Genomic DNA, 11,480 nt, shown 5'->3' with positions numbered 1-11,480 from the left:
CGTCGCTGATAACATTGTTGACAAAAGGAATTAATTTGACCCCTTTTTCTTTTTACACAATTATACGGACTTAATCCAAAATCTCCCCTTTTCGAATTTTTCGAGTCACTAGGCGGAATTTCTCCTTCTATTTATAGCTCGGGTGCATAACCAGATCCCCCAATCGATAAGTACGGACCCTCTGATCCTAGATACGGGAATCAGCAGCTTTTTATCGACCAGCTTATAATTATCAATAAAGTTGTGTCTTTTAAATAAGAAAGCACCCAAAAAGGAACCTTTTAAGTTTGTTATCAGGCTTCTTTTTGGCTTATTCATTCATATTATTTACAAGAAAAGCTTAAGATGTAGATATAAATTATTGATTTTTAAGTAATTCCAGTTTATAACATAATAAGAAGTGCCCCCTGCTGAAACAGCAGTTGAGCAAAAAGAAATATTCGGTAAAATACGAGGGGGATCTACATGAAAGGGAAAATGAGACTTATTTTGACGATGCTCATTTTTGGAAGTATCGGGGTTTTTGTAAAAAAGATTGACCTATCTTCAAGTGAAATTGCCTTCTTACGAGGTGTCATCGGAAGTCTGTTTTTGCTGATTGCTAGTTTCCTTGTCAAACATAAGCCATCTTTTCAAGCACTTAAAGAAAATTCACTTCTGCTTTTATTATCAGGAGCAGCCATTGGCTTGAATTGGATTTTTCTCTTTGAATCCTATCGCTATACGACGATATCTAATGCCACGATTAGCTATTACTTCGCACCAATTTTTGTAATGATATTAGCGCCTTGGATTCTAAAAGAAAAATTGACGAGCGTGAAGATTATTTGCATCGCAGCGGCAATGATTGGTCTATTTTTAATCGTTAATCCTGGTGCTGGCGGCACAAGCGGATCACAGAATCATACATTGGGGATTTTCTATGGTCTTTTAGCGGCAGCATTTTATGCAAGTGTCGTCTTAATGAACAAATTCATCAAAAATTTATCAGGTTTTGAAACAACGTTAGTTCAATTAATGGCAGGAGCTCTGGTTCTGTTTCCTTATTTACTATGGCAAGGTAATCTAAACCTGGGTGGTTTAGACTCCACTTCGATTATTTTTATCTTGATTCTCGGAATTGTACATACTGGTTTTGCTTATTTTTTATATTTTACTTCTCTCCAAGAACTGAAGGGGCAAACGATTGCCGTTCTCAGCTATATCGATCCGATTTCAGCCGTGGTCATTGCTGCGATTTTCCTAAATGAAGGCATGACTCTAATTCAAATGATAGGCGGTGCCCTTGTCTTAGGTTCCACTTTCTTAAGTGAAAAGCTAGAAATAAAAGTCTCCAAAAAAGGTCAGACTCCCACTACTTCACCGTAATGGAAGGCTGACCTTTTTTTAATCCTATTTTTCTACTAATCTTTAAGAATTCATTTAATTAGCTGATTCATTTCTTTCTAGTCTGCGCTGTTGTTCAGCAATTATTTCATCATCCTCTGCATTGTCCCTAATTACTTTTTGAGTAAGAATGGACCCGACAATAACCAAAAGCATAACGGCAATATAATAACCTTTTTCATTCAATTGAAGATCGGCGTTGTACATACCGACGGCAAATAACAAAACCCCTGCAAAAAGTGTAAAATACGATAAAAACGTGAATGCCATGGTATTTCTTCTTTTGTGTTTTTGTGGATACAAGTTGGCCCCCCCCTAATTTTCTCTATATAATTTTTCAAGGAATCTATGAAGTATCTTTATTATTATGAAGAAACAGGATGATAAGTAAACTATTTCCACATTAAAAAATCAAGGCAGTGTCAGTAGTGTGAAATTCTCTAACACCATATGGTATACTTTAGAAAGTTTGTTTTACAGTGGAGGTTTAAGTAGTGGAGTTACTAAAAACAAATACCTATTCGAAATCGACTTACATCATTTGGCTCATTATTGGGATTGTACTAATAGCCTTTAATTTGCGCCCTGCTATAACCTCATTAGGACCGCTAGTTGGAATGATTCAGAAAGATGTGGGACTAGCCCATTGGAGCGCAGGCTTATTAATGAGTTTGCCTTTAATTGTTTTTGCCATCATGTCACCAATAGTCCCGAAGCTTGCTAATCGTATTACAAATGAACTGGCTTTATTAGCAGGTTTGTCCTCACTTTTGATTGGCATTTTGATCCGTTCTATTCCCATGGCGTTTTTCCTTTTCACAGGGACTTTGTTTATTGGGGTAGGGATAGCGATTGGAAATGTCCTTTTACCAGCAATTGCAAAGGATAAATTCCCAGACCAATTCGGACTTATGACAAGTGTTTATTCCACATCTATGGGATTAGTTGCCTCCTTAGCATCAGGTGTTAGTGTTCCGTTAGCTGAAGGGATGAACCTTGGTTGGAAGGGTGCCTTAAACGTGTGGGGGATTCCAGCTGTTGCAGCGATTTTGGTGTGGATATTCCTGTCTAAATTTAATCAAGGTAATCAAAAAGAAATCAAACGAGTCACCCCGAGCTCGAACCATATTTGGCGCTCCCCTCTTGCCTGGCAGATCGCTATATTTATGGGTTTTCAATCTTTTTTATTTTATGTAACGATTTCCTGGCTGCCTGAAATTTTACATAGCCATGGATTGAGTATGGAAACAGCAGGCTGGCTCTTGTCATTTAGCCAAATTGTCGGATTACCGGCTAGTTTCTTCATCCCTGTAATTGCTGGACGTTATCGTTCTCAAATATGGATATCCTTTGTGTTAAGCATGTGTTCTATCATTGGTTATGGGGGATTACTGCTGGGGTCTTCCTATCCCATTTTAATTGTAAGTATAATTTTTATTGGGATTGCCTTGGGAGGAACTTTTCCGCTGGCTCTAAGTTATATAGGACTCCGCTCTAAGAGTGCCGGTGAGGCTGCAGATTTATCTGGAATGGCTCAATCAACGGGTTATATCTTAGCAGCAGTAGGTCCCTTGTTTATTGGATTTTTGTATGATTTCACTCATATGTGGACGATTCCACTTATTACCTTAATCATCATCTCTTTCGTCGTTATGCTGTTCGGGATGATGTCTGGACGGGATCAATATGTTTAAAGAGGAACAATGAACGGCTTTGTTCCTCTTTTTATATTAAAAATCAATTTGTATTTTCCAATATATTACGTATTTTATCTGTGTAAATCTTAGCTAAGTCCTTCTTAGTGTATTCAAAGTTTTTCATGCTAGATTCTTTCAGAATATCCATATTGACTAGTTGTTTATCTAGCTTTTCTATGACAAACCGTTCGTCTTCATCATTATTTACCCCGCCCACATCAGTCAAATCAATCTTTGTCCCGTCATTTAGTTCTATTATGTAAAAAAATTCACCTTTTGATTGTTTAAATAGAGAAGGTCGCCCCTTACTATAAACTCCTGTATTAATTTTAATGATATCGTTGTAGCTATACTCCCTGCCCTGTGGAGAAAAAAATGAATAATTGATAACCTTATCCTTGGTTACTACAGCGACAGCGGAAGTGATTGTATATAGTAAAACGATATTAAAAATAATAAAAGCAGTAATGACTGGTTTTCTATACTTTTGAAAAATCCGCCCGTTTCTCCACGTATCCCTCAAATCTTTATAGAACACGTAGAAAAACAAACCTATAAGATATATTTCATAAACTATAACTAAACCGGAATAGGGCCGTTTAAAAATCCAAATGATATAATCTTTTGGTACAAATACGGTTTCTTGAATAATAGATAGTAATATAAAAATCCCAATTGATAATAGGAATAGCGCAATAATTGCAAGAACTCGCAGAATGACTGCTTTAAGTAACTTCATAAAAATGCCTCCACAACACAGCCTCGTATCTATCTCAAGATTAACCACTTTTTATGATAGAAGCAAGGGAACGCTTGATGTTTAACAAAAGACTGAATAGTAAACGCACAGTGACAGTCACTGTGCGCCATAGTTTTAAATTTTCTTCTTCCATTGAATTGAGCCGGTATCATTGTGAGGATGACTATTAGACTTTAATCGTTTGTTTTTAAAATTCAGAAACTTTATCCCCTTTCGAAAATGGCCAAGCAAACACTTTTTTACTCTCACTGCTGCCGCCAAATTTAAACACGACAATCCCGCCGACGATGACCAGCACGCCAATCAACTGATTGAGAGTAAATGGGACTTTATTGAGACCTAACCAGCCTAATGAGTCCCCAAGTAAAGCAAACAACAACTGTGATGTTAAAGCGATCGCAATGGCATAAGTGGGTCCGAGTCTTTTAATTCCTTGAACAAGACACACAACTACGCCTACGCCGATCATCCCGCTAAACCAGTACCACGTCTTCATATTTTCCAAATGGAATAACTGTTCACCCTCAAAGATAAGTCCGAACGTTAGTGAAGCAAGAAATCCCATCCCCAATACTAAAGTCGTCGTTGCCCATGACCCTGCCCGTTCATTGACCTTACTATTGAAAATATTTTGCAAAGCTACCAGTGAGCCGGCAATAATTGCAAATAATAGTCCTAGAATCATCCGTTTTCTCTCCCCTGTGTTGATTTTTTTCAAATTTATTCGTATATATTATCCCCTGCGAGGTCTTTCAATCCATTCCTGTCCTTAACTAAAATGGAACCACCTCGATGGCGTTCAATCAGACCTTCTTCACAAAATTGTGTGATGACTCGATTTAAATGGCGATAACTCGTGCCGATTAAATTAGCTGCATCCTTAATGCTGATACTTAGTTGATCTTTATCCTGCGAATCAGTTTCATCAGTGGAAACCGACAATAGGTAACTAGCCAAACGAACCTCAACCGGATACATTATATTAAAAGTCATTGAATTGTTTTTTAACTGAAACTTCTTTGTGATAATATCTAATAAAAACTGCAGGAATGGCGCGTGGTCACTTCCATATTTCTTCAACCAGCGATGATGAATCCCTATCATCCAAACCGGTGATACGGCCTCCACCGTGTTAATAATATCAATGCCGCGGACATACTCAATATCCCCGATCACTTCAATCGGTTTCTTAAAAGAAAGAATGAGTGTTTTACCTTCTGACGAACTGGTATAGATTTTGACCTTTCCCTTAACAAGGACATATAAATACTGCGAAGTTTCTCCTTGAGAACAGATCAATTCCCCTTGGTCAAAGCTGTACAGCGACAAATACGGAATCAATGGTTCATGAAAAATCGAATCTAGTTGGTATGTTTGGATATATGCGAGCAATTGCTCTTGATCCTTTTGTTCTCCCACTCGGTTTCACCTCTGTTTTCATCTGCAGCATGCATGCTTATGACCTTAGGATGACCACACCAGCGACCATCATCCCGATTCCGATTAACTGTGGCAGTTTCATCTTCTGCTTTTCCAGGCCGAACCATCCGTTACTATCTATAATATAAGTTAATGTTAGCTGCGAAATTAGAATTGCCGATATACTTAGGGTCACACCGATTTCCTCAATCGATTTTACATTACTGAAGATGACAATCGCCGCAAATGCGCCCCCCATTAAATATAATGGCTTTACTTGTTTGAAGCCTTGCCATTGACGTTCTCGAACGGACATTAAGATAATGAAGGCCAATATGAATCCAGTAAATTGGGTAATGGTTGCGGCTTGCCATGTGCCGATATCCTGACTAATTCGTGTATTAGCAATTCCTTGCAGGGTAATAAATGCCCCGCCTAAAAATGCAAAGATAATTCCCTTCATGCGCTTCTCCCCTAATTTTTATTTCTGTCTATATTAAACTGTATCTCCAGCTTGTTTGAATAGGACATATGTCCTCAAATCAAAAAAATATATTATCGTTCAGATTCTCCCGAATATAAAAAGACCGCCAGATGACGATCCTTTTGTCCATTACTTATTTTTGCTTTTTTGTGCTTGTCTTGCTACTTTTTCAAGCCCATTTTCTCCAGAAAATTCTACCGGTGCATTTGGTGGAGTAGTTTTATTTTTCTTAAATTGGTTATTCTTATTTTTAGCCATTCCTTCACCGCCCTTGTAGTTTTTCCTTACGCTTTTCTTAAAGGAAGCCAACTGCTTAATCAGCGTCCACCATTTTAGTTTGCTAAATTTTTTGTAGGCTATGCGATATGATTCACGATTTTTCTTTTGCTACTTACCGTATAGTTCCACTTTTTATTGAGACGATATGGAATGGAGGTGTTAGTGTTTATGCATAAGGATGAAAAGGACATACCTAATAAAATTCAATACAGTATCTGGGAAACTAAAACCGAAGAAAATCTCGACACAATGAAAGAGGAATTTACTGAGGCTATGGAGGCAACAAAATTACAATCAAAAACAACAAATCAAAAGGACTAGAAGACAGCCGGACTTGGTTGCTTTTTTTTACAGCAAAAAATTAGGCAACCTAGGCTCAGGATACAAATGGGCCTAGGTTGCCTAATAATCGCTATTCCACTGTCAGCCAGGTTTGTGACCATTTTTCAAGTTCTTCTATGATCGGTTTTAAAGAAAGTCCCTTTTCTGTAAGAGAATACTCAATTCGGACGGGCGTTTCCGGAAACACCACTCGTTTCACAATCCCCTGACCTTCTAAATCCTTGAGCCGCTCGGAAAGGACTCTTCCGCTGATCCCCATAGAAGATTCCAAGCTGCAGAAGCGTTTTGGACCTGATAGCAATTGATAAATAACTAAACCTGTCCAACGCTGGCTTAACATCCCCATCGCTTTTTCAAATCGAGGACAAATGACTGATTCATCCAATTGACCTTCCCCCTCTTTGCCTAAAGCAATTAACAACATAATTACCTTGCAAAATAAATTTATTTGACACAATCGAGTTTTAAAAATATAATTACTTACATAAAGTAACTGACTAACGAATAATTATTAACTATTAATATTTTACTTTAACCAATTATGGTTCGTCAATACATCATATAGACTAAGGTGGTTTTCAAACATGAACCTTGAAGCAGATGTTTGCATTGTAGGTGCAGGTCCCGGCGGCGCTTTACTAGGATATTTGCTTGCGAAAAAAGGAATTTCAACGATCGTACTCGAACGCCACAAAGGGATTGACAAAGAATTCCGTGGTGAGCATCTCAATCAGGACGGAGAACGAGTATTAAAAAAATATGGTCTTTATGATCAAGTAGAAGCTGCTGGATTGTTATTAATGGAACGAGTGGAATATTGGCAGGACGGAAAGGCAATAAAGACCATTACACCTGGTGCTGGAGAGCACCATGTCGGCATCCATGTCCCGCAAAAGAATTTGTTAAGCGCGTTAATTCAGGCATCTGAACCTTATCAGAATTTCAAACTGATGATGGGGACAAAGGTGACGGAGTTAATGTTTAATGATATGGGGAGTGTAACTGGTTTAAAAGCAATAAATGGCGGGCAAGAAGTAACGATAAACAGCAAGATTGTTGTTGGGGCTGACGGAAGGTTCTCAACAATAAGGAAACTGGCTGAGATGCCATTTACAAAGAAAACGCATGGATATGATTTGTTATGGGCGAAAATTAAAAGCCCAGCCAATTGGGAGCCAACTATTAAAAACGCTTTGGTGAATGGAAATCAACTGGCTTTGTTCACTCAGGCAGGCGGTTTCATCCAAATAGGCTGGAACATTGAAGAGGATTCTTATCCATCATTAAAAAAGCAATCATGTGAACCTTTTATCAAACAAGTGATAGAGGCATTTCCAGAGTTAACCGAAACCATCCGTACACAGATCAAGTCATGGGACGATTTTATTTTATTAAAAGTGCAAAGTTCCTATTCTCCAACATGGGTAAAGGACGGATTGGTGATCATGGGCGATGCCGCCCATACGATGAGCCCAACTGGTGCATTTGGGATCAATTGTTCCCTATTAGATGCAGATGTATTAGCCGATGTGCTGAGCGAAGCACTCGACAAACAGAACCATAGTGGGGCACAATTAAAAAGATTCGAATATGAACGACGGGATCATATAGAAAAGCTGCAACAGCAGCAACGGGAGAAAGAGAAAACCTATCGGGATAATTTTGCCGTGCCTGTCCTTTCTTAGCAGAAATTGGAGTCGGAATAAATCTATGAAAATATGGATTGGGGGAATTCATAGTGGAACAAATTCAATTAAAAGCAGATACTCTCTCTTTTTTAGAGGATAAAATAAAATTAGTTAAAAAAGGTGATGAAGCAATTTACCTAGTGGGACCGATCAAGCTTCCGGTCAATTTATACGGGGAAACGGTTGAATTTAAGTGGTACAGCTGGCTGAAGAGTGAAAATGTAACAGAAGATTTCCAGCAAGTCATTGATCAATTAAGTTCAGCGAATTTAGCTGAATACCAACAGTCCAGTGTCCTCGTTTATGGGGATTTTGAATATGGAGAGGATGCATTAATCAGAATGCATTCGATTTGTCATACTGGAGATATTTTTGGAAGCAAGCGCTGTGATTGCGGCTTTCAACTGAAACAATCGATGAAGATGATTGCCGAACATGGAACAGGAGCGTTATTTTATCTAGCCAATCATGAAGGCCGAGGAATAGGCTTATTTAGCAAGGCAATGGCCTATATTCTGCAAGAAAATGGCTATGATACAGTCGAGGCAAATGAAGGACTTGGTTTTCCAGATGATTCACGGAATTACGAGGATGCCATTGAAGTGCTTAAAGCACTACGAACCAAACCTGTCACCCTCATCACGAACAATCCGAAAAAGCTTAAAGCCTTAAAAGCAGCAGGTGCACCTGTCTCCGGACGAACTCCTCTTTGGGGGGACATCTCCGAGTACAATGAAAAATACTTACAAACAAAAGTAAAAAAATCTGGCCATATGGCGTAGGAGAAAAAAATACTCAAAGTTATTGACATTTCATGACAATTGCTTTAAAGTAACAAAGTCAAATCAAATAACAAAATTCATTTTTTTGTGGACTTTTCTAGAGATATCTCTATTTTCGCCACACAGTTCTCACGTGAGAGCTGTGTGGCTTTTTTGTTGTTTGGAAACTGGACCAAGAGATCAAATAATCGAAAAAGGGGTAGAAAATATGAAAACTTGGCACTATGCATTGATTGTTTTTTTAGGAGGATGCTGTTACGGTGTATTATCGACCTTTGTTAAGCTTGCATACTCAGCTGGGTTTACTGTAAAAGAAGTTACAGGAAGCCAGTTCATTCTTGGGACGTTGCTCATCTGGATCGTCGCTCTTTTTTCGAAAAAGAAAAAACTTACGCTGCCGAACATAGGTAAATTACTTTTAGCAGGAATTCCTGTTGGGTTAACGGGCGTGTTTTATTATCAGTCCCTGCAAACCCTTGATGCTTCACTTGCGATCATCTTTTTATTTCAATTTGTATGGATTGGTACGTTTATTGAATGGATCGTTTATAAAAAGATACCTAGTAAGGGGAAAATGGCTTCGATTGGGATTCTAATCATTGGCTCCATTCTTGCTGCTGGTATTATTACCAATGGCGGCGTAGAACTATCCTTGAAAGGAACAGTGTGGGGACTGCTTTCTGCAATTTCATATACCGCTTTTATCTTTCTCAGCAGTTCTGTGGGAGAGGATACACCACCAGTACAGAAAAGTGCACTCATGTCCACTGGCGGGTTAATCACAGTTTTATTAGTTTTTCAGCCAACAAATTTACTTCATTTACCCGTAATGATTGGAGTAGCTCCTTATGGATTGTTCTTAGGATTACTTGGCGTCGCCTTGCCACCGCTTTTATTTTCTATAGGAATGAAGCATATCGGACCAAGCCTTGGAACCATCTTAACAGCCTCTGAGCTACCGATTGCTGTAATCTTGTCCGCTATGGTTCTAGCCGAGAACGTTAACTTGTCACAATGGCTTGGAGTTGTCCTCATTTTAGGCGGTATTGTTGCAGCGAACGTAAAATGGCCTAACACTCAAATGAAGTCAACTTCATTGGAAAGTAAATCGATGTTACAAGAATAGCAAAGGGGCCGTCATGATGGCCCCTTTTTTAGTAATAGGATGGTCTTTTTAAAGAACATTTACTTGCTGCTTCCTGTAAGTTAGGAGCGTAGAAGCTTAGCTTCTTTATAAAATAACAGGTTTCTGGAAAATGATGCTCTAAAAATCGTAAGGTAGTTTTATTAAGTAATTTATTTTCCTTATATTTAATCACCATATTATAAACAAATTGGCTCATTTCTAGAGTTGTTTTTCCCACTTCATTAGCAAATTCAGTTTGACGGGCGAACCCTGGCTCTTTGAACCGCAAATAACCCCTTAAGTGGTGATTTTGAACCATAAATGCTTGAAATCTGTTGATATACATATCTGCTTGAGTACTGGCCATGATTTCAATAGGATCAATGATATTCTTAAAAAGAACAGCATGCCCCAGTTGATCCTCAAGCCATAAATCCATCAGATCTTCTAATCGAAGCGGTAAAGGCTCTTTTCCATAGACCAAGAAACTTAGAAATCGCAGATATTCTTGATTTTCAGCTAACGTTCCGTTCAGGTAGGTTGGTGATAAATTTAAATTCACCTTATTATCGATTCTAAGCGCCTGTAGTTTCCCTTCAAATTCGAAATATCCTTTTGCGACTGGCCATGCCCTCTGGGAAAAATAAATCATGGCTTCATCTGTATAATTAACCAAACGTGGAATGTTGTTTAATGATGCAATCAAATCCCCAAATAAATTAATATACTGTTGCGCAGTGTTAACAAATTCAGTTTCGCTAACAGAAAGATTGTCTCTCACAAAATACGCATGATCTTGTAAAACTTCTAACCAAAATAATTGTTCGTCCCATAAAGAAATCACATTTCTTTGCATATGCTCTCCCCCCTCTATCCCATATATATGGGATAGAGGTCTATGAAAGAATATTTTCATAATGGAAAATTAATAGCTCATAAGCACTGGGGATTATTTTACACCATCAGAGTTCTTTTTTCTCTAAGAGCATTTCTTCTAATTTTATACGTTTTTCATCCTTAATAGGGTGTGTTCAAGAATACGGGATGATTATATGGTCATAGATATGGTGGTTCTTACAAGTTACAAAAAGAAAATGAAAAGAAGCGTCTGAAATACTTGCAAACGCCTCTTCGGAGGTATATCTAGGGTTAAGTGATAACCTCTTATTGATATCAATATTTTAATATTACTAAAGTATTATAGATCGATGTAATAGAATACTTGGGTAAATCCGTTCTAAAAACCACCCATCATACCCATGCCGGGAGAACCGCCCATACCCATGCCTGGGGAACCACCCATGCTCATGCCTGGGAAACCACCCATGCTCATGCCTGGGGTACCGCCCATGCCCATGCCTGGGGTACCGCCCATGCCCATGCCTGGGAAACCACCCATGCCCATACCTGGGGTACCGCCCATGCCCATACCTGGGAAACCGCCCATGCCCATACCTGGGAAACCGCCCATGCCCATACCTGGGAAACCGCCCATGCCCATACCTGGGAAACCGCCC

General features: G+C 38.7%; 15 protein-coding genes. 7 read left to right on the top strand and 8 right to left on the bottom strand.

Annotated elements, in window-relative coordinates:
- The first annotated feature begins 465 nt into the window (after positions 1-465).
- A complete protein-coding gene (locus FS608_RS21200; RefSeq protein ID WP_144554570.1) occupies positions 466-1,368 on the top strand; it encodes a DMT family transporter in 903 nt (300 codons plus the stop codon).
- A gap of 54 nt (positions 1,369-1,422) precedes the next feature.
- Here FS608_RS21200 and FS608_RS21195 read toward each other — a convergent pair whose 3' ends face one another.
- On the bottom strand, positions 1,423-1,656 hold the full coding sequence (locus FS608_RS21195; protein ID WP_144554583.1) for a YiaA/YiaB family inner membrane protein: 234 nt from the start codon (positions 1,654-1,656) through the stop codon (positions 1,423-1,425).
- Between the two features lie 224 nt (positions 1,657-1,880).
- Between FS608_RS21195 and FS608_RS21190 the strand changes: the two genes are divergently transcribed.
- Complete coding sequence (locus FS608_RS21190; protein WP_144554569.1) at positions 1,881-3,080, top strand: CynX/NimT family MFS transporter; 1,200 nt, start codon at positions 1,881-1,883, stop codon at positions 3,078-3,080.
- A gap of 43 nt (positions 3,081-3,123) precedes the next feature.
- Here the strand turns inward: FS608_RS21190 and FS608_RS21185 are convergent, their stop codons facing one another.
- From FS608_RS21185 to FS608_RS31400, 5 genes are all read right to left on the bottom strand, one after another.
- Entirely contained in the window at positions 3,124-3,822 is a 699-nt protein-coding gene (locus FS608_RS21185) for a hypothetical protein (RefSeq protein ID WP_144554568.1), read from the bottom strand.
- Positions 3,823-4,030: 208 nt separating this feature from the next.
- Positions 4,031-4,528: a DMT family transporter gene (locus FS608_RS21180; RefSeq protein WP_144554582.1), complete on the bottom strand. Its 498-nt coding sequence runs from the start codon at positions 4,526-4,528 to the stop codon at positions 4,031-4,033.
- Between the two features lie 35 nt (positions 4,529-4,563).
- Entirely contained in the window at positions 4,564-5,262 is a 699-nt protein-coding gene (locus FS608_RS21175) for a Crp/Fnr family transcriptional regulator (RefSeq protein ID WP_144554567.1), read from the bottom strand.
- A 37-nt stretch (positions 5,263-5,299) separates the two neighbouring features.
- Positions 5,300-5,725 (bottom strand): DMT family transporter, encoded by a 426-nt coding sequence (locus FS608_RS21170; RefSeq protein ID WP_144554566.1) that lies wholly within the window; start codon positions 5,723-5,725, stop codon positions 5,300-5,302.
- 150 nt (positions 5,726-5,875) lie between these two features.
- Entirely contained in the window at positions 5,876-6,004 is a 129-nt protein-coding gene (locus tag FS608_RS31400; RefSeq protein WP_260871761.1) for a hypothetical protein, read from the bottom strand.
- A 189-nt stretch (positions 6,005-6,193) separates the two neighbouring features.
- On the opposite strand from FS608_RS31400, the gene FS608_RS30465 reads away from it, so the two are divergent.
- Positions 6,194-6,346, top strand: a complete 153-nt coding sequence (locus tag FS608_RS30465; protein WP_186328836.1) for a hypothetical protein — start codon at positions 6,194-6,196, stop codon at positions 6,344-6,346.
- A gap of 91 nt (positions 6,347-6,437) precedes the next feature.
- Here the strand turns inward: FS608_RS30465 and FS608_RS21165 are convergent, their stop codons facing one another.
- Positions 6,438-6,752 carry a winged helix-turn-helix transcriptional regulator gene (locus tag FS608_RS21165; protein ID WP_144554565.1) on the bottom strand — a complete coding sequence of 105 codons (315 nt, stop codon included), beginning with the start codon at positions 6,750-6,752 and terminating at the stop codon, positions 6,438-6,440.
- 199 nt (positions 6,753-6,951) lie between these two features.
- Here FS608_RS21165 and FS608_RS21160 point away from each other — a divergent pair, with 199 nt between their 5' ends.
- The 3 genes from FS608_RS21160 to FS608_RS21150 all read left to right on the top strand — a co-directional run bounded on the left by FS608_RS21160 (position 6,952) and on the right by FS608_RS21150 (position 9,963).
- The gene (locus tag FS608_RS21160; protein ID WP_144554564.1) at positions 6,952-8,052 is read left to right on the top strand and encodes an FAD-dependent monooxygenase; all 1,101 of its coding nucleotides are present in this window, start codon (positions 6,952-6,954) and stop codon (positions 8,050-8,052) included.
- Between the two features lie 53 nt (positions 8,053-8,105).
- The gene (locus FS608_RS21155) at positions 8,106-8,837 is read left to right on the top strand and encodes a GTP cyclohydrolase II (RefSeq protein ID WP_144554563.1); all 732 of its coding nucleotides are present in this window, start codon (positions 8,106-8,108) and stop codon (positions 8,835-8,837) included.
- Positions 8,838-9,045: 208 nt separating this feature from the next.
- Complete coding sequence (locus FS608_RS21150; RefSeq protein WP_144554562.1) at positions 9,046-9,963, top strand: DMT family transporter; 918 nt, start codon at positions 9,046-9,048, stop codon at positions 9,961-9,963.
- Between the two features lie 28 nt (positions 9,964-9,991).
- Here the strand turns inward: FS608_RS21150 and FS608_RS21145 are convergent, their stop codons facing one another.
- The gene (locus FS608_RS21145; protein ID WP_260871760.1) at positions 9,992-10,819 is read right to left on the bottom strand and encodes a DUF2935 domain-containing protein; all 828 of its coding nucleotides are present in this window, start codon (positions 10,817-10,819) and stop codon (positions 9,992-9,994) included.
- A 366-nt stretch (positions 10,820-11,185) separates the two neighbouring features.
- Here FS608_RS21145 and FS608_RS31395 point away from each other — a divergent pair.
- Positions 11,186-11,480: hypothetical protein (locus tag FS608_RS31395; RefSeq protein WP_260871759.1), on the top strand; the 295-nt coding region annotated here is incomplete at its 3' end.

Source organism: Bacillus sp. X1(2014) (genome assembly GCF_007678255.1).
Note: the sequence above shows the minus strand (reverse complement) of the source record. Positions and strands in the feature narration are given on the sequence as shown.